At 52.7% G+C, this 17,789-nt stretch carries 15 protein-coding genes; 2 read left to right on the top strand and 13 right to left on the bottom strand.

Annotated elements, in window-relative coordinates; all coding sequences use genetic code 11:
• Positions 1 to 24 precede the first annotated feature (24 nt).
• The 7 genes from G7009_RS05875 to G7009_RS05845 all read right to left on the bottom strand — a co-directional run bounded on the left by G7009_RS05875 (position 25) and on the right by G7009_RS05845 (position 8,213).
• Entirely contained in the window at positions 25 to 897 is an 873-nt protein-coding gene (locus G7009_RS05875; protein WP_086978713.1) for an ABC transporter permease, read from the bottom strand.
• Positions 894 to 1,835, bottom strand: a complete 942-nt coding sequence (locus G7009_RS05870; RefSeq protein ID WP_086978714.1) for an ABC transporter permease — start codon at positions 1,833 to 1,835, stop codon at positions 894 to 896. The genes G7009_RS05875 and G7009_RS05870 overlap by 4 nt, the downstream gene beginning before the upstream one ends.
• A 124-nt stretch (positions 1,836 to 1,959) precedes the next feature.
• Positions 1,960 to 3,354 carry an NAD(P)/FAD-dependent oxidoreductase gene (locus G7009_RS28010; RefSeq protein ID WP_086978715.1) on the bottom strand — a complete coding sequence of 465 codons (1,395 nt, stop codon included), beginning with the start codon at positions 3,352 to 3,354 and terminating at the stop codon, positions 1,960 to 1,962.
• Complete coding sequence (locus tag G7009_RS05860) at positions 3,351 to 3,659, bottom strand: (2Fe-2S)-binding protein (RefSeq protein ID WP_197686809.1); 309 nt, start codon at positions 3,657 to 3,659, stop codon at positions 3,351 to 3,353. The genes G7009_RS28010 and G7009_RS05860 overlap by 4 nt, the downstream gene beginning before the upstream one ends.
• Positions 3,628 to 4,755 carry an NAD(P)/FAD-dependent oxidoreductase gene (locus G7009_RS05855; protein WP_176393922.1) on the bottom strand — a complete coding sequence of 376 codons (1,128 nt, stop codon included), beginning with the start codon at positions 4,753 to 4,755 and terminating at the stop codon, positions 3,628 to 3,630. Before G7009_RS05855 ends, G7009_RS05860 begins: the two co-directional genes overlap by 32 nt.
• A complete protein-coding gene (locus tag G7009_RS05850) occupies positions 4,756 to 6,336 on the bottom strand; it encodes an ABC transporter substrate-binding protein (RefSeq protein WP_181128989.1) in 1,581 nt (526 codons plus the stop codon).
• 857 nt (positions 6,337 to 7,193) lie between these two features.
• A complete protein-coding gene (locus G7009_RS05845) occupies positions 7,194 to 8,213 on the bottom strand; it encodes an IS30 family transposase (RefSeq protein WP_181128988.1) in 1,020 nt (339 codons plus the stop codon).
• A 143-nt stretch (positions 8,214 to 8,356) separates the two neighbouring features.
• Here G7009_RS05845 and G7009_RS05840 point away from each other — a divergent pair, with 143 nt between their 5' ends.
• Positions 8,357 to 9,283: a LysR substrate-binding domain-containing protein gene (locus G7009_RS05840; protein ID WP_086978719.1), complete on the top strand. Its 927-nt coding sequence runs from the start codon at positions 8,357 to 8,359 to the stop codon at positions 9,281 to 9,283.
• Between the two features lie 159 nt (positions 9,284 to 9,442).
• Here G7009_RS05840 and G7009_RS05835 read toward each other — a convergent pair whose 3' ends face one another.
• The 6 genes from G7009_RS05835 to G7009_RS05810 all read right to left on the bottom strand — a co-directional run bounded on the left by G7009_RS05835 (position 9,443) and on the right by G7009_RS05810 (position 16,624).
• Positions 9,443 to 10,735, bottom strand: a complete 1,293-nt coding sequence (locus tag G7009_RS05835) for an MFS transporter (RefSeq protein ID WP_181128987.1) — start codon at positions 10,733 to 10,735, stop codon at positions 9,443 to 9,445.
• Between the two features lie 110 nt (positions 10,736 to 10,845).
• On the bottom strand, positions 10,846 to 11,511 hold the full coding sequence (locus tag G7009_RS05830; RefSeq protein ID WP_181128986.1) for an RraA family protein: 666 nt from the start codon (positions 11,509 to 11,511) through the stop codon (positions 10,846 to 10,848).
• On the bottom strand, positions 11,508 to 12,383 hold the full coding sequence (locus G7009_RS05825; RefSeq protein ID WP_219856452.1) for a carbon-nitrogen hydrolase family protein: 876 nt from the start codon (positions 12,381 to 12,383) through the stop codon (positions 11,508 to 11,510). Before G7009_RS05825 ends, G7009_RS05830 begins: the two co-directional genes overlap by 4 nt.
• Positions 12,370 to 13,275 (bottom strand): LysR family transcriptional regulator, encoded by a 906-nt coding sequence (locus G7009_RS05820; RefSeq protein WP_181128985.1) that lies wholly within the window; start codon positions 13,273 to 13,275, stop codon positions 12,370 to 12,372. Before G7009_RS05820 ends, G7009_RS05825 begins: the two co-directional genes overlap by 14 nt.
• 410 nt (positions 13,276 to 13,685) lie before the next feature.
• Positions 13,686 to 15,029, bottom strand: coding sequence for an OprD family outer membrane porin (locus G7009_RS05815; RefSeq protein ID WP_308813314.1), 1,344 nt, complete (start codon positions 15,027 to 15,029; stop codon positions 13,686 to 13,688).
• A 722-nt stretch (positions 15,030 to 15,751) separates the two neighbouring features.
• The gene (locus G7009_RS05810; RefSeq protein ID WP_086978722.1) at positions 15,752 to 16,624 is read right to left on the bottom strand and encodes a TauD/TfdA dioxygenase family protein; all 873 of its coding nucleotides are present in this window, start codon (positions 16,622 to 16,624) and stop codon (positions 15,752 to 15,754) included.
• A gap of 248 nt (positions 16,625 to 16,872) precedes the next feature.
• On the opposite strand from G7009_RS05810, the gene G7009_RS05805 reads away from it, so the two are divergent.
• Positions 16,873 to 17,775: a LysR family transcriptional regulator gene (locus G7009_RS05805; RefSeq protein WP_086978723.1), complete on the top strand. Its 903-nt coding sequence runs from the start codon at positions 16,873 to 16,875 to the stop codon at positions 17,773 to 17,775.
• The last annotated feature ends 14 nt before the right edge of the window (positions 17,776 to 17,789 follow it).

Below are 17,789 nucleotides of genomic sequence, written 5' to 3'. Positions count from 1 at the left end.
TTGCCTGAACTGCACTAAGAGTATTCATGAGCGCTCCGAACGAGTCTTAGGATCGTTTGCATCACGCAATGCGTCACCCAGCAGGCTCAACGCAAGCACGGTCAGCAGAATTGCGAGGCTTGGGAATACCGTAAGCCACCACGCGTCCAAGATGTTCTCAAAACCTTCCCTGATCATGCTCCCCCACGTCGGGGCGGGTGGTGGGACACCCAAGCCGATGAAGCTCAGCGAAGCTTCTGTGCGAATGGCCGTCGCCATCCACAGAGCACCGAGTACGAGAACTTCCGAGATCATGTTGGGCAAGATATGCACAGTCATCAGTCGACCAGGGCCATACCCCAACGAACGTCCAGCCTCGACGAAATCGCGTTGTTTGAGTGCGATGGTCGGAGCCCGGGCGATACGAACAAAAGGTGCGATCTCGGTGATGGCGATAGCAATGATGAGGTTTTCAAGACTCGCGCCGAGCATGGCGGCAACCATGAGCCCAAGCAGGAGCGTCGGAAACGACAGCAGCACATCAACAAAGCCGGTGATGAGGCGGTCTGTCATGCCCCCGACATACCCGGCGATCACCCCGAGCGCAGAGCCAACAACCATCGCAATCATTACGGCAACAAAACCAACGAGCAGCGACACACGTGTTCCGTAAATCAGGCGAGACAGCACATCCCGACCGTAGGTGTCTGTGCCCAGCCAAAACTCCGCAGATGGCGGTTCCAACCGATAAGCGATGTTTTGCTGCAGTGGGTCATATGGCGCAATGAGTGGTGCGAACAATGCGACCAGAACGATCATCACCAGAAGGCCAATCCCAATCCAGGAAAGACGATTCTGAAACAAGGCGTGCCAAAGTGTCGTGGGCTTGGCTACGAGTGGTGCAGTGAGAGTAGTCATTTGATTTTCACCCGAGGATCAACCAACCCATAAACGATGTCGGTGATGATGTTTACGACGATCACACACAGTGCGAAGACGACCATCAGCCCTTGGAGCAGGGTGTAATCTCGGGTGTTGAGCGCACCCAGAATCAATTTCCCCAGACCAGGGCGGTTAAACACGATTTCGGTTAGGACGGAGTTGCCGATGAGCGTCCCAAAATACAGGCCTACTACGGTGACAATCGGGATCAGTGCATTACGCAGCCCATGCCTCAACACCAATCGCATAGGACGAACACCTTTGGCTTTGGCCGTGCGGATGTAGTCCTCACCGAGCACGCTGATCATCGAGGAGCGCGTAACGCGCATTACATACGCCGTCATGATCAGACCCAGGTTCAATGCAGGCAGCGTCAGGGCGTGGAGTTGGGAGACAAAACCTCCGTCTACCAGGCTTCCGATCACTGGGAACCACCGGAAATGGATGGCGAAAACCAAGAGCATCAACATGGCAGAGACAAACGCGGGGAACGACAACCCAGTCAGCGACAGAATGCGGCCAACGTAGTCTGGCCAAGCGTTGCGACGAAGCGCCGCCCAAACCCCAAGGGGCAGACCAAACACGAGGCCAATCAGAACGGATGCAAACGTCAATTGCAGCGTCCACGGCAGAACCAGGGACACCTCCTGCAGCACCGTTTTGCCGCTGGTCATGGAGGCCCCGAAATTCCCCGTGAGCATGTCGCCGAGGAAGTGGATGTACTGCATGGCGATTGGTTGATTTAGGCCCAGTTGCTCGCGCATAGCTGCCAAAGATTCTGCACTCGCCTGGTCACCTAGCATGACAGCAGCCGGATCACCCGGTACCAGACGAACGAGTACAAAGACAGCGGTCAACATCGCCAGCAAAGTCGGGATAGCGAGCATCAGTCGCTTAATCGCAAACTGAATCATGACTGCTCTCCCAAGATGGTCAGCTCAGACGTTGACGCCGTGTCGATTGTATTCAGTCGTATAGGTGCCAGTGGCATGCCTGTACGCGGCGGCCTCATCAGGTTTTTTAAGTTATGAATCATGGCTATTTTTCCTCCACATCAAGTGAGGCCAGTTCCCCAAGTGTTATTGGTTTAAGGGGGGGGCGGATCCGGTAGAAACCAACATCCTCAACTGCTTTTTGTTGCTCGGCTGCAACGATGCTCGCAATGGTGTAGCCGCATTGCCGTCCTTGGCAGGGGCCCATGCCCGCACGCGTAAACGCCTTAAGCTGATTGACGCCTGGCTGGGCTATTGCGCAGGCTTTACGAATATCCCCCGCCGTCAACTCCTCACAACGACAGACCACTGTTTCGTCGGACGGGGTGTAGATGCTCTCGCGAGGGGGATACATCGAGTCCAGCATTGGCCGCAGACGTAGCAAAGTCTGGAGGCGACGGTTCAACGCATCTGTGTGCTTCGACACTGCGTCTGCGGCCATACGACCGGCGCGTTTAGCCATGCCGATTGCTGCCAGCTCACCCCTGACACACGCAGCCTTGGCACCGCCGATTCCAGCGCCGTCACCCGCAACGAAAATGCCCGGTTGATCGGTCTCGCCCCATTCATCAAGATCTGGGACGAGGCATCTTTGCTGTGCACTCCAGCTGTGTTTGCAGCCCAGCGATTGGGTAATGTGGATAGAAGGTATTACCCCTTCGTGGGACAGGAGAACGCTCGCCGGCACTGTGCAGAGTTCCCCACTTTTGAGCCTGAATTGGAGCTGCTCAAGCCTGCCATCACCCAGGGCTCGCAGCTCTTTCACGCCTTTGATTCGACGGGCTCCCGAGCGACGGATTTCATGCAGCCATGCAAGGCCCTTACTGACTTCCTTGAACTCAGCGACCATCGAGCTCGCCCATGGAAGCGCGCGTCGCCAACCGCCTGGAGGCGTTGTATCAAGCCAGCCTGCGACCTTGCCTCCCGCTCGAATAAGTTGTGCCATGTACAGCAGGGGTAACGGCCCACTGCCAACGACCCAAACAGGCTCTGCAGGAATCTGGCGAGACGTTTTCAGAAGGATCTGAGCGGCACCTACCGTGAGGACACCTGGCAACGTCCATCCTGGAAATGGCGCTGGGCGCTCCTGGGCACCGGTAGCGAGTAACACCTGACGGGCACCAACGGCCTCAGCTACACCATTACTCTTGATGAACACTGTCCAGCCAGGCTCAATTTTCCACATCTGAGTGTTGGGTTCGTACTTTGCACCGCATGCACGGAACCGCTGTACCAGCTCTGCACCGGATTTGTACTCGGCACCCAAGATGTCGCCGGTGGCAGTGTGCGCGATGGTTTCAACAGCACGCCAGATTTGCCCACCTGGTGCGGGCTGCTCATCCACCACGAGCACCTGGAGGCCATGCTCGCTAAGAACAACGGCAGCACTCATGCCGGCAGGCCCAGCACCGACGATAATCACATCAAACGTTCGGCTCACGACACTACACTCCGGCGGCCATACTGCCGCTCAACGCGCATTCCATCTTTGACTGTCACTAAACAAGTTTGGGTTGAGGCATTCCCATCCACTACTGCAAGACAGTCGAAGCAGACACCCATCATGCAATAGGGCGCGCGCGGGCTTCCTTTCACTGGGGAGGTTCGGTTAACTGCAGTGCTTTGCCTCAGCAACACCGCCGCTACCGTTTCACCTTGCTCAGCCATCACTGGTACGCCATCCACATAAATCGTGATCGTTATGGCGTGCAGTTCAGGAAGTTTTTTGAAGATCGAAACGTCCATAATGGAAAATCTCTAAATCAGCGGGGATCGATTTTGCGTCGAATGCTTTCGCGTACTCATTGGCGTGAAAGGACGCCAAGGTCACACCCGAGTGGCATGTGGCGATCTCTGCACCGGGGTGGGTCAACGACCTCGCATACACAGGATTTCCATCGGGCGTCATAATCCGGAGACAAGACCATTGGCGAACTAATTTGGCCTGTGCAAGATCCGGAAGAATCTTCAACGCCTTGCGAGTAATCCGCGCAGCGCCTTCGGTAGTGGTCGCGAGGTCAAACCCTACCTCTTCCTGCGTAACGCCAATCATCACCGTGCCTTCCGCTGTTTGCCGCAATCCGCTCCCGGGGACTGGAAGTAGCGGCGCAAGGCGCTCAGTAACCAGGAGCTGGCCCCGCTGCGGGCGGATAGGCACGTTCAGACCCACCATTGGCCCAAGTGCTGCGCACCCCAACCCAGCCGCAATGACGATTCGCTCACACTGCGCGCGGTACTCGCCTGACTGAACCTCAAAGCCCCCGCCAGATAGGCGTCGTATGTTCGTGACTGGGCGATTGTTCTGGAGCTGCCCGCCACGGGCCATGAAGGCCTTTTGCATTGCGGCAAGCAACCGAAGCGGATTCGCATGGCCATCGAACTCGCCGAAACTCGCACCGACAACGGCCTTGCCAATCTTCATTGTTGGAAATCGACGCAGCAGTTCAGCTCGATCTATCATGTGGGCTGAAGGAGCGAGTTCTGGTGTTTGCCTATTCCAGGCATCCATCGCCTTCGCCCGAGCATCGAACTCATCGTCACTGAGGCAGAAGTTCAAGCCCCCCTTCTGCTCGTAGTCCAGTGAGATGCCGCTTTCTTCCTCAAGCTGCGAGGCGAAACTGGGCCACGCCTTAGCTGCGTTAAGTGAGAGGCGCTGATAGCCTGGGTCTCGCATCCCTTTGCCATGAGCCCACACCAGACCAAAATTAGCCTTGGCGGCGCGGTAATCGGTGTCAGCTCCGTCCAGCATCAGAATACGGCGCTTACCACCTGCGAGACCGTAGCCAATCGCGGCCCCAACCATGCCCCCGCCAATGATGATCACATCAAATTGGGCAGTCATTTACTGCTCATCCCGTTTGACCGTAGTGAGCTCGGTGACTGGCGGCTGCAAATTTAGAGCACCGTGGAGGACATACCCATAATCCACGCTGGCAGCTTTAGCCCAGACCTGTTTCAGACCAAACAAAGGGATGGCGCATACGTCGTCGTGAATCTGAACCTGCGCCTTTTTCCACAATTCGAGTTGAGTCTGCGGATCAGCCTCGACCCTGGCTTTGCGGATGGCATCGTCAGCTACTGAGCAATGTCCGAAATTCGACATTGCAGCGGGTGCGCCGATGGCAGACGCCGAATCGTAAAACTCTGTCAGCCAGTAGTCGGCGCCCGGGTATCGAGCAGCACCGTAAAACACGATCGCGCTCTGGTCTTGACGGCTTTTGGCCTGGTAAGTCGCGTGATCCACCACTTCCATTTCCAAGGTGACACCTGCCTTGGCCAGCTGTGCTTGGATAATCTCCATGATCGGCAATTGCGGGGCTGCGTTGGAAACAACCGATTTGAGTTTTAACCCGTTGGGATAACCCGCGCTGGCCAACAAGGCTTTCGCGTGCGCAGGATCGTAAGCGTATGGCCCGACACTGCAATCAAGCCCCTGGTAGCCATTGGGTATGATGGAGCATCCGCCATCGGCTACATCTTTACCCGCGTAGCGAATGATCTCATTGATGTTGACCGACGCAGCGATAGCTTGCCGAACCTTGACGTCGTCTAATGGCTTGATATTTCGGTTAAGAAAGAGAGTACGGAATTCGGCAGGCTCAAAAACGTCTACGGTCACACCACGAGCCCTGCTGCGCTCGACCCAGCGCTGCTCGCGCTTGCCGAGCATCAGATCAAGCTCATCGGAGGCAAAAGCCAACTCGCGAGCGCTATCAGAAGGGATCATCCTGTAAACAATCGCGCCAAGCTTTGGCTTCCCGCGAAAATACTGGTCGTTGGCCACCAATTTCACATACTGCTGGGTGATGTGCTCCGAGAAAGCGAATGGGCCAGTTCCGATTGGCGCTTGGCCATAACGCTCACCCAGCTTCTCCGCTGCGGCCTTACTGACGATCTGACCGCCGTGGTAGTTCGATACCCGGCCAAGGAATGCAGTATCCGGATATTTAAGGGTTACCTTGACCGTGTAGTCGTCCAGTGCCTCAACTTTCTCCAGAGCAGTAAAGTTGGCTGAAAAGCTGGAGCGCTTCGGGTCTGCTGCCCTTTGCAGGGAGTAAACCACGTCGGCAGCCTTTAGCTCGCCATAACCACCATGGAACATCACCCCTTTGCGGAGGAAGAAAGTCCAAACCTTTTTGTCATCAGACGATTCCCAGCGCTCAGCGAGATCCGCTTCCAGCGCGGCTGGATCTGAACTGCCTGGGGGGAACCGTACCAACGCATTGAACATCTCGGCGACGATGCCTTTATCACCGATCAGTGAGGCACGATGCGGGTCGAGACTGGTGATATCAGCAATACCTGGACTGACTGAGATCGTTGCGCGTTCGCTATCTTGAGCCGATGCCCAAGGACTGACTCCCGACAACGTTATCAACGCGGCAACGGCGCTCATTCGGAGGGTCAAACCTATTGCTTTCATTTTTCACGACTCCGGGGATAAAGGTGCTGATTTCAACCAGTCAGTTCGTTCAGCTTGGCTGGGCGGTGGGGGGCTTGGTGCAAATCCCTGACCTGTATGCTTTTTAGCAATGGCCAGGCCAACTCAAACTATCTAACTGATTTAAAAGGATTTTATTTTTAGAATATGCTTAGTCCATAGCAACTAAAACATTAGCCAATGCCTTTTTCCTATGGAAAATAAGAACCTTTCCATACAAGTGCCCCACCGTCGGGCGCGCTTGGCTCTGGAGCGCTCCAAAATGAAACGTTGTAGTTACATCCGCTACCTTCCGTAACATTGCGAGCGTAAACTCGAAACCACAGAAAATGCGGATACGACGCAGTTGCGATAACTGGGCGCACATAAGATAGCTTTAGTGAGTTCCAGGAGGGCAAATCCTTTCAAGTAGCCATCGGGTTGAGCGAGCCTCGGCGAGAAGATTCACGAAACACATCGTTAGCGATGTCTCTTTGGAATAGATTTGACTGCTCCAGAAGGGCGGTCTCAAGGAGCAAGTGCAACAGTCAGTTAACTTTTCTGCACTTGCTAAGCGAACGCAATCCCGCTTCCAAAACATCATCATCAATGGACGTCTGACCGAACCGAGCCGATCTGCTTGCACACGATTTTCACTGCCGAAAGCTTACCCCATGACAAGCTCTTCCGTCGCTGAGACAGCGGCTATACACAACCCCCCTTTCATCGCTTAAACAATGGCTATACACAACCCCCCCTCTATCGGCGATTTGACGGCCTGCAATGCCACGACAGAAACACCCATCAGACGCCTCCACCAGGTAACTGGTTGGAGCTCAAGCGGGCCTTGCTCGTCACGATCAGTTTATCGTTTCGAGCTTGTTGGTCGCGCTGAGCTGAAGATAATCCACCAGCACCTCAACCGGAAATTTCCAGCCCAATGTCTGGCGAGGACGGGTGTTGAGCAAATCGGCTATTTCGTCCAGCCGTGCCTGCGTCACCAGCGAGAGGTCTGTGCCTTTGGGAAGGTATTGGCGTAACAACCCGTTCGTATTTTCATTGCTGCCACGCTGCCAAAGCGAGTGTGGATCGGCGAAGTAAATCTTCATCCCCGTGCGTGCGGTGATTTCGGCATGACGGGCCATTTCGCTGCCTTGATCATGCGTCATGGTTTTTAATAGCGATGGCGCCATCCGCGACATTTCCCTAACAATGGCTTCCGTCGCCGCCTCTGCGGTGGGGGCTTCGAGCTTGGCGAGAATTACATAACGGCTCGTACGCTCGACCATGGTGGCAACCGCTGAGCGATTATTGGCGCCCATGATCAGGTCGCTCTCCCAATGGCCAGGTACCAGACGATCTGTAACCTCAGGGGGGCGTAGGTGAATACTCAGCTGTGCCGGGTAGCGTTCTCGACGCACATTGCTCTGGGTTCGCTTACGACGTTTGCCGTTACCCTGACGCAAATAACTGACCAGCTGACGTTTCAGTTCGCCGCGTGGGTAGGCATAGATGGTGAGGTAAATAGTTTCGTGACTCACATGTCGCTCGGGTTGGCCGGGCCAGATACTGCGTAGTCTGCGGGCAATTTGTTGCGGTGACCAGCCAATGCGGAGCATTTCGACAACCACCTGAAACAGCTCTGAATCTGGAGACAAACGCCGCTGGCGGCGGGGTACCTGCCGAAGCTGTTGAGCCCTGCTGGCAGCCTGGGCGGCGTCATAGTGATGCTGGTGGGGGTTACGTCTGATCTCACGACTAATGGTGCTAGGGTGACGGCCCAGCAAAGCGGCGATAGCTCGCAGTGGTTGCCGTTGAAATAGCATCACCATAATGGTGACGCGCTCCTGGGTACTCAGGTGGTTGTATTGGGTAGACATGGCAACACCTTACATCAGGCGTTGCACTTGCTCCTTGAGACCGCCAAGCCCTTTACCAGCAAGTCGAAAAGCTTTTGATTAGTCGATGACGCTACCGTAAGCTAAAAAGATCATGTCTTTATGCTATCGACAGGTGGAGTGCTATGGAGAACAGGATCACCCTTCGTCACTTGGAAGCGTTCCGGGCGATCATGGTGCGAAAGTCGGTGACCGGTGCCGCAGAGATGCTTGAAGTGACCCAACCGGTAGTCACGAGATTGATCGCCGACCTAGAAGAACGGATAGCCCTGACACTGTTTACAAGAACTAAGGGGCGCTTGGTACCGACCCCTGAAGCGGCTCTACTCGTCAAAGACGTCGAGCAGTCGTTGTTGAGCATTGAGCGCATCGCTAATGCGGCTACCAATATCAAATCTTTGAAAATGGGGCGGCTTGAAATAGCAGCATCGCCAAACATGGCGCTCTCTTTCCTGCCACGCGCCATTAATAGTTTCACTTTGGCCCATCCCGACGCTCATGTATCAATGCGTATGCACAGCTCCCCCACAGTTCTGGATATGGTGCAACGGGATCAGTGCGACCTGGGCTTCGCCATGTTCCCGGCACGCTCCACCAAAGCAGGAAATAGTGAAACCCTGGTATCTGCTAAAATGGTCGCAGTAGTACCCAAAGCGCATGCCCTCGCCACAAAAAGAACTTTACGACCAGAACACTTTGAGGGCGAACGCTTCATTTCCATGATGCCTCTTATGGAGTCTAGGATGCGGATAGACTCCTTGATGCTTTCTCATGGCGTGAAACGGCACGTAAACTGCGAGACCCAGACTTCCGCCGCAGTTCTACAGCTAGTGGAAGCTGGTGTAGGAATTTCGATCATTGACCCTTTAACAGCCTGTGGCTATACAGGCAGCGGTGTGAAATTTATAAATTTCGAACCAGTGATAAGAAATGATTACTCAATCGTGATATCACAGAGAAACTCATCAACCCTGATATTAAAACCGTTCATTGACCATGCAAAAAAAGAAATCCTAAACATGGTTCCTGCGCATCTGCTAATCCGAAGCTAGTCGGTACAGCTAGGTGGATAACACTCTCCGCCCTGGCGTCTATGGAGCCAGGCGGCGAAAGACTGAGCGAACATCCCTGTCACGCTCAGTCATTAGAGTTCCACTGTCTCGAACTCTGGGAGCATCACTCAGAATTTCGAGGTAACTGAGCTAAAAGCCTCAGTAAGATGCTTCCGCCTTAGGGGCGGACTTAAAACCGCTGATACGAGCGGAAGGCAGCTTTAGGATGACCAGTGCCGACACAATAGCAGCAGGGATGAGCAAGAAGGCTGGAGACGCCGCGATTTTGGTAACAGAGATCAACCAGGTCGAGATCAGTGGTGCGAACCCGCCGAAGCAACATACCGCCAACGTGTAGCCTACGGTCATCCAGGTGTTGCGCAACCGCGTTGGGAAAATTTCGCAGATAGTAGCTGGCCCAGGACCGGAATACATTGCGAAAAGTGCGCTCAAGCAACATTGCAGCATAACGACCTGATGGAAGCTGGCACCGCCAGACATCATATTCAGGATTGGGTAAGCAAGGGTAGCGGTGCCAACACATGCGAGGAGTAGAAGCGGCTTACGCCCAAATCGATCGGACAGGGCGCCGGCAACTGGAATCAACATGATCTGAAGGAGTAGTGCAATGTTACTAGAGGTCAGAGCCTCAGTCCGGGTAAGACCTGCGTGACTTTGCGTATAAGTGACCATGTACGCTGAAACCAGATAGGACAGTGTAGTCCAGAAAATGGTGAAGCCAAAAGCCTGCAAGCCCAATACATATGGCTTGGTTTCAGTTGGGTTCACAACCTCAGTTTTACTATTGACGTATTCTGGGGTTTCCTCAGCATGAGCTCGCAAGAACAAACTGAATGCAAAGATCGCAAGACCACCTGCGATGAATGGCACTCGCCACCCCCAATCCAGCAAGTCCTCAGCAGGAATCAACAGGAGTGCAGATGCAACTAGGGATGCTAACAATGCGCCACCGGAAGAACTTACGCTCTGAAAACTCCCGAAGAACCCTTTCCGACCCGCAGGAGACCATTCCACGATATAAGATGCAGAGGTGCCCCATTCGCCACCTGCGGCGAATCCTTGGAGGCAGCGCAACATGACTAGCAGAATTGGAGCACCAACACCGATAGTCTCGTATGTCGGAATCAGACCAATACCAATACTGCCGATAGCCATACAGATAATCGTCAGCAACATCGCAGGCTTGCGCCCCCTTCTGTCACCAATTCGACCAATTACGTAGCTTCCGAGGGGTCTTGCAATGAACCCGGCGCCGTAAGCAGCAAACGTCTGCAATAAGGATGTTGTTTCATCCACGTTCGGGAAAAACAATTTAGCGATGGTCGTAGCAAAAAACGCATAGACCGCAAAGTCGTAAACTTCGAGTAAGTTCCCGCTTCCAGAAGTGGCCACGGCGAACCAGGTCTTCCTGGTAGATATTGTTTTAGTCATGATTTTCTTCTATCGAGTAGGGCGCCGCACGTAACGCCACCGTGCGGGGCAATGATTCGTTTTTATTTTCCATCCCGCATAGCAAGGCTCGAAGGGTGGATCAAATCCAGCTACGCATCTGCTTCAACAATCGCTGAAGCACCAGACAAGTCGCCGAGCTTTTCCCCTTCTCTAATCCGCCGACAGTTCTCGACACCGCGAACCTGTTTGGCCAGCGCCGTTTGAACAACTTCATCAAGTTCTGACGGACTCAAGACAAGAACTCCGTTCTCGTCACAGATCACGATATCACCCGGACATACAGCAACGCCGCCACAGGAGACAGGCATGTTCAACTTGCCACCCAGCCCATAGATTCGGGTAGTAATCGGAGACACACCACGACTCCAGACTGGGAAATCATGCTCTTGAATTTCATGTGGATCGGTACACATGCCATCGATCACTGCAGCACTCGCACCGGCAGTCACAGCCGCCTGCGTGACACCGCCACCCCAACAGGCATGTTTGCGATCACCCAAGCGATCAATCACCACAATGTGGCCAGGCTTAAGCAAGCCCAGGGTGTAATGCAATAAGGTTGAGTCTTGAGCAGGCAGCGCCAAAGTCACTGCCGTACCAACGACACGCTTACTATTCCCCAGGGCTTGAATCTCGCCATCCATGAATCCCCAGTGACGAAGATGACCGACCGTAGCGGTTTCGACCTCTAGGAGGATCTTTTCCAGCTCGGGAGTGATGGGATCCGGCATATCTCCTATCAGAAACTTTTTCATTTCTGAAGCACCTTGTGCGAAGCCAGCGGGATTTGCTTGCGTACCGCTGCGATGCGCTCAGGTTCAATGTTGGCAGTTACGTAGCCGACACCATCCGACGCCTTGGCGATAATGTGTCCCCATGGATCACAAACCAGCGAATGCCCGTAGGAGTAGCGAGTCTCACCGGACTGTTCGAATGGGCCAGTTTGACCTGGAGCCAGGAAATAGCATTGCGTTTCAATTGCCCGGGCGCGGCAGAGGACATCCCAATGGTCTTTACCAGTTTGAAGGGTAAATGCCGCAGGCAGTACGATTACATCAGCACCCAACGCAACCAGCTTTTGGAAAAGCTCCGGGAAGCGAATGTCGTAGCAGATCGCAAAGCCATACTTAAGGCCTTCAATATCGACCACCGATACCTCTGTACCTGGCGCTACTGCACTGGACTCGCCATAGCGCATACCGTCGGGAGTTACGATATCGAACAGATGGATTTTACGGTAGCGACCAAGCTCGTTGCCTTTGGGATCAAAAACGACCGAGGTGTTATAGACGCGGCTACCGTCAGGCGTGCTTTCATAGAAGCTACCGGTGTGAACGTAGACGTTGCAGTCCTGTGCCAGTTTTTTACACATTTCATAAGCCGGCCCCCCGCTATGCGGCTCGCCAGCTGCGATCTTTTGTTCAGGTGTACCACCCGCCCAGTCAAAGTGTTCAGGAAATACAACAAGACGTGAACCGTCTCGATCGATTGCCTCTCGTGCGAGACGATCAGCTTCGGCCAAATTGAACGCCTTGTCCTGTACTGAATTCACCTGAATAAGAGAAACTTTCACAATCAACCCTCGCTTTTGATTAAACTTCTGGCAATCTGTCTCAGGAGTGTTCATCCGAGACGCTTTCCGCATATATCTGTGTCAGATACTGCATTAGTGCATGCGCCGCTCTATTTGGGTGTAACGACGACGAGTTGATTACGCCAATCTTGAGTTCAAGTGCATTTTCCAGACCGAATGACTGAAGTTGGCTATCAGCCCTCTCCATCAAGCTGAAACTATTTACAAACGTAACTCCAAGGCCACCACGAACCAGCTCGATCGCCGTACCAGCTCCGCCAACCTCAATCGTGTAATTAGGCGTCACCCCAGCTTCATAAAACCATTTATCGACCATTGGCCTGATAAGCCCCGTGGCCTTAAGAGCAACTATAGGCACTCCATCTAACTGGCTTGCTGTAACAACCGCGCCTTGGGAAATTTTAGCGCTAGGCGATGCAACACAGATAATTGGACTGCTGAACAACGTAGAGCTTTGATCTTCCAGACCTGGCGAAATTGACAATATTCCCAAATCGGCTTGACCTGAATTGACTCGATGGGTAATGAGCTCTCTGTGCTCAACATCCAAATCGATTTTGATACCTGGATGTAACGCTGCGAACTTGCCGATACCATTCACAATCCGTCCGGCAGACAGAGCCTGCGTGATTAGAATGCGCAACTCGGCGTTGCCATAATTCGCGATCTTGTGAGCTACTGCCTCAACGGACTCAAGCCCCTGATAGAGACGATCTACCTCAGCGAGTAACTGAATCGCCTCCGGTGTCGCACTGAGTTTTCCTCCTTGTCTATTAAACAGAGGAAATCCAACAGCGGTTTCAAGCCCAGAAATCATGTAACTGATCGCGGGCTGGGTAACGGCCATAGCCGCACTAGCTCGCACCATGCTTCCTTCGCGCATGACCGTTCTGAATGCTTCTATCTGCCTTAATTTTATAGGCATGTGTACTCCCTATCGCAGACGGTTTTTATTTATATCCGTCGCGTTCAGTTAATACCCTAACCATTTGAAGACCAGCCCCACGCAATGAGACCAGATCTTACCGAGCACACCATCAGCGATTGCCTACCCTTTGCGTCCTGCAGTGCTGACGAAGCTCCTTGCATCATGTTGGGGCAAGCTTGCAGAGAGCGACTACCCTTGGCGTATGCTGTTAGGGACAGTTTGTGGCACCTTGGCCATCATGGATAATCAAAAAATTGCGCCACCCTATAATTTTTTCTTATACGCCTAGAAAACAAAATAAAAACCCGCATCCGATATTCCTCAAATTTGCGCCATCGCTTACGAAGTCACCGACCGCAGGACTCACAGCCGATGACTTCGCACCAACTAAAGTTGGTTAACCCGATTTACCAAAGTGCATAAGTGTAATTAACGAAGAACCTAACTTGATCCTGATCTTTTAAGGTCGAGGCGGGCAAGCCGGTTCTGAAGACACCTTTCCGAAGAGTGAAACCAAGCCCTTTGAATGTTCCAGACTGCAAAACATAATCTAGACGGTAATCACTTTCCCATTCATTGTACCTTCCGGTCGTCGTATTACCCGTGCCCCGTATATCCTTACCACTCACATACGTCCACCCCGCCTTTAGGCCTGGAACACCTAGGGCAGCAAAATCGTAGCTGTAAAGGCCAAAAGTAGAATTTTCGCCCGCACGCGTGAAGCTATTCATCATAACGTCGGTATAAAGATAAAGGGACTGGACACCCCCTTCACCTTCTGGTCGCCCTCGACCATCAACCACGTTGCTACTATTGACGGTTGCAAAGCCGGACTTATCGCTGACTTGTTGATGCCCTAAAGTCAGCGCATGACCGCCCGTTTTATAGGTGAAAGCCAAAGACCAGGTGGTATTATCTATTTTTCCGTTTTTGTTATAGCCGTTACGCAAGGCATAGCGAGTGTCCGTACCATTTCTACCATCAGAGTCACTCTTAAAGTAACGCAAATCAGTTGTGAGCGATTGACCAACTCCCACATCGAACGAATGAATAAGCCCGAGGAAGTTCTGACTATAGTAGTCTTCTAAGTTTGCATAGTAGTATTGAAGCTTTAGATTTTTTCTGACGTTCCAGTCACCACCGGCAAAAGCAAATCCATCACTGCCCTTGGTACCCCCGCCAGCAATCCCCGCCCAGTTGCTGGATGCTCGTCCAATAGCACGATTTAGAAATCCGCCGTTCAAGGTCAGATTCTCAAACTCATTTGATGTCAAAGCAGCACCCTGAAAGCTCGCAGGCAACAGGCGTCCGTCATTTGAGATCAGCACTGGTAGATTGAAAGTCAGCGCGTTGCCAGCTTTCAACTCGGTCTTCGAGTATTTGAAGCGAGCATTCCCTCCGATCCTAGACCAGTTGTCGACAGGTGAGCCGTCAGTCGTGACCGGAGAAACAGTATTCACCGTGGATGCATTGTGGGGAGAAGTTCCACCACTTAAGGTAAATCCTGCTAGCGCTTGGAGATCAAGTCCTAAGCCCACTGCCCCTCCGGTGTAGCCCGACTGAAAGTCGAGCCTTAAACCGGTCAAGGTCTGCCGCTGATCCGCCCCACCCGTGCTCCGTTGATCCCCATCGTAGTACAAGGTGCGAGAACTGATGGATGCCTTACTGTCCTCAAGGAAACCCACCGCGTAGCCTTGTTGCGCCAAGGTGCCGCATGCCAAAGCAGCCAGTATTCTTTTTACTTTTGTCACACTGCCACTCCATACCTATAAATATTACTTATTGTTAATTGGCTTTATTTATATGATTCACTTAATGCACGAACGCAATCACCCATCAATCCATCGTGGATTTTAATTTCCCTATTAATACTCTGATCCGCACACAACACCGGAGCAAGAACAATGCCAGCAAACGGACAGCTCCTTTATTTACTGGAATCTAGGGCGTTAACTTGAGCCAGGCTATTACTAGCGCACATGACATAATGTTTTAAAGCTATACCATGAGATCAGCTAACGTAGACAACCGTATCACTGCGCACTTTTTCGACGCACCGTGCGCCGTCGTGGTGAGTAGGACTGTTACTCTCAGCCGACATCTGGCGACTCACAGCCATTCTCGTGGAGAGACATCTAAGGGTTTGCCCTAACGCATGATGTATGAATTCGTACTATGCACTGAATTAGCACAAGTCGAACACCGGTACAGGGCAATTAAAATTTGGGATGAGATGTAGAGCGAGAGGAAATGACATCTACCAGGAGCGCAGACGTCTCTGGCGAGCAACAGCAGCCGCATGGTTTAGGCGATCTGTCACTGAATGGAGTATTCGAGATGGGTATTTTGTCTTGCTTAACAGTACGAAGCGATATTGCCGACTTATTTTTTTGGCATCGATGATTGGCTAGCCAAATACTGGCTAGCCAATTCACTCACCTTCAAGGCGTTTCCTTGAGGGTTGCTTTATCAGTTACACTGGGCGCTCGCCTGCAGTAGTAGTGCGATGCATAATACGGATGTGCTCAGGACTAAAAGAGTCGCGACGGTGCATGGTGCAGCGGTTATCCCACATAACCATATCGCCAAGACGCCACTGCTGAACGAATATCTCTCCTTTCAGCGTGTGCTCCCACAGTTGAGCCACGAGATCGTTGCTTTCATCCATAGGCAGACCTACGATCCAGGAATCCTGCTCACGTACACCCTTTGCACCCAGATACAGAGCTTGTCGACCACTATCACCATGTACCCGAACGAGCGGATGCACGATCCCTGGCCACTCACGGATGTCATCGGACTTAGGCACCTGCTTGTTCAGTCGCAGACCTCCCGCCGCGTCATAAACGCTCTGGAAGAAGATCTGCCTGCCTTTGACTGCGTCCAGCAAATAGGACGGCAAGGTCTCGTAAGCCTGGTACATCGATACCCAATAGGTGTCACCGCCAGTGGGCGGAAGTGCAATGGAGCGCAGCAGTGCTCCAGCTGGTGGACGCTCGTAGAACCAAGTATCAGTGTGCCAAGTCGCTTCGCTGTTACCCAAAGCACCCGATGGCTTACCGTCTTTAGTAGTGTTAGCAATCACCAAAATTTCTTTTTGCGTTGGATGAGCGCCCTCTTGCAGCTGTTTCGGGTGAATAACAGCTTCCCCGAAGTGATGAGAGAACTTGATGTGCTGCTCGTCGGTGATGTCGATATCGCGGAAACGCACAACACCGTACTGGAGCCAGATTTTTCGTACTTCGGCCACATCCTGAGCATCGTAGTCGTTGAAATCAAAGCCTACGATGTCCGCGCAGACGTCACTGCCATTCGAGACCGCCGTGATCTTGTTTTTGGTCAGCATGTTCTTATTCCTCACCAGCTGAAGGTTACGATCTGTGCCTAACCTACAGCTGCATTCTACTTGATCTCCAATAATAATCAGCGAGCATTAATAACCTTGGCTTATCAATCGGTCAGTTGTCCCCAACGCAAGCCTTTGTGCTAAAGCGGGGAGAGATAGGCGGCGCCTACTCATCCATTATTCTGATCAATCCATTTGACATCCATGGCTCACCCCTATAAATCAAGACAGCTAAACGGGAGCATCCGATGGATCTACGTCAGATCAAGACATTCGTAGTCGTTGCAGAAGAACTGCATTTTGGCCGTGCCGCTGCCCGACTGCAGATCGCCCAACCTGCGGTGACGGCTCAGATTCAAGCGCTTGAGAGGCAGCTCGGCGTTCCGCTACTGATACGGTCAACCCGTCGTGTGCAGCTCACAGAGGCCGGGATGATCTTCAATTCACGGTGTATCGACATCCTTCGGGACATCGACCGCACGTGCCTTGCTACCCAGGCGGTCGCGGGTAAAGACCTCCATCAGATCACTATCGGTACCATTTACCCCGCGACGTTCGGTGTGCTCCCCAATTTCGTCTCAAGAATCAATCAACGCTTCCCTGAGGCTCGGATCCATATTCATAACGGGAACACAGTCGGTATCGTGAGGGAAATTGAGCGCGGCAACATCAATCTCGGTTTCATTCGTCCCGTTGAAAACATCGGCTCTCTTCGCTGGCAGTCAATCCATCGCGAAAAATATCTGCTAGCGATCGCACGCGAAAACCCTTTGAGCAGCAAGAGCATCGTCACACCTGACGATTTGCGAAAGCAGAAAATAATCGCGTTCTCTAGGGCATATAAATCTCAGACAGATGACAACTTTCCCGAAGAGTTCAAGAATTACGATCTGAACCAACAAGTTGTTTATAGCTGCAATGACACTCAAGCGATGCTGGCAATGATAACGGCTGGGATTGGGGTGGGGTTCGTTCCAGAATGGGTTAAATCCATTCCCGGGCAAAACTTTGAGCTGCGCGAAGTTGAGGGCCTGGAGCGACATATCGGACTAGGTCTGGCTTGGAGCGTAGATGATCCAACCGTCAATCGGGACAGTATTATTGAGTTATGTCGAACACTGATTGGTAGCGAGATCGACTGGCCCCTGTGACCTTAAGGCAATAG

This window comes from Pseudomonas capeferrum (assembly GCF_013523055.1).
Taxonomy (GTDB): Bacteria; Pseudomonadota; Gammaproteobacteria; order Pseudomonadales; family Pseudomonadaceae; genus Aquipseudomonas; species Aquipseudomonas capeferrum_A.
The sequence above is the reverse complement of the archived record's forward strand: the minus strand, read 5'-3'. Positions and strand labels throughout refer to the sequence as shown.

Excerpts from the sequence above, each read along its gene's own strand:
- G7009_RS05875 (WP_086978713.1), bottom strand. The coding sequence starts at position 897 with ATGACTACTCTCACTGCACCACTCGTAGCCAAGCCCACGACACTTTGG.
- G7009_RS05870 (WP_086978714.1), bottom strand. The coding sequence starts at position 1,835 with ATGATTCAGTTTGCGATTAAGCGACTGATGCTCGCTATCCCGACTTTG.
- G7009_RS05860 (WP_197686809.1), bottom strand. The coding sequence starts at position 3,659 with ATGGACGTTTCGATCTTCAAAAAACTTCCTGAACTGCACGCCATAACG.
- G7009_RS05855 (WP_176393922.1), bottom strand. The coding sequence starts at position 4,755 with ATGACTGCCCAATTTGATGTGATCATCATTGGCGGGGGCATGGTTGGG.
- G7009_RS05850 (WP_181128989.1), bottom strand. The coding sequence starts at position 6,336 with ATGAAAGCAATAGGTTTGACCCTCCGAATGAGCGCCGTTGCCGCGTTG.
- G7009_RS05845 (WP_181128988.1), bottom strand. The coding sequence starts at position 8,213 with ATGTCTACCCAATACAACCACCTGAGTACCCAGGAGCGCGTCACCATT.
- G7009_RS05840 (WP_086978719.1), top strand. The coding sequence starts at position 8,357 with ATGGAGAACAGGATCACCCTTCGTCACTTGGAAGCGTTCCGGGCGATC.
- G7009_RS05835 (WP_181128987.1), bottom strand. The coding sequence starts at position 10,735 with ATGACTAAAACAATATCTACCAGGAAGACCTGGTTCGCCGTGGCCACT.
- G7009_RS05830 (WP_181128986.1), bottom strand. The coding sequence starts at position 11,511 with ATGAAAAAGTTTCTGATAGGAGATATGCCGGATCCCATCACTCCCGAG.
- G7009_RS05825 (WP_219856452.1), bottom strand. The coding sequence starts at position 12,383 with ATGAACACTCCTGAGACAGATTGCCAGAAGTTTAATCAAAAGCGAGGG.
- G7009_RS05820 (WP_181128985.1), bottom strand. The coding sequence starts at position 13,275 with ATGCCTATAAAATTAAGGCAGATAGAAGCATTCAGAACGGTCATGCGC.
- G7009_RS05810 (WP_086978722.1), bottom strand. The coding sequence starts at position 16,624 with ATGCTGACCAAAAACAAGATCACGGCGGTCTCGAATGGCAGTGACGTC.
- G7009_RS05805 (WP_086978723.1), top strand. The coding sequence starts at position 16,873 with ATGGATCTACGTCAGATCAAGACATTCGTAGTCGTTGCAGAAGAACTG.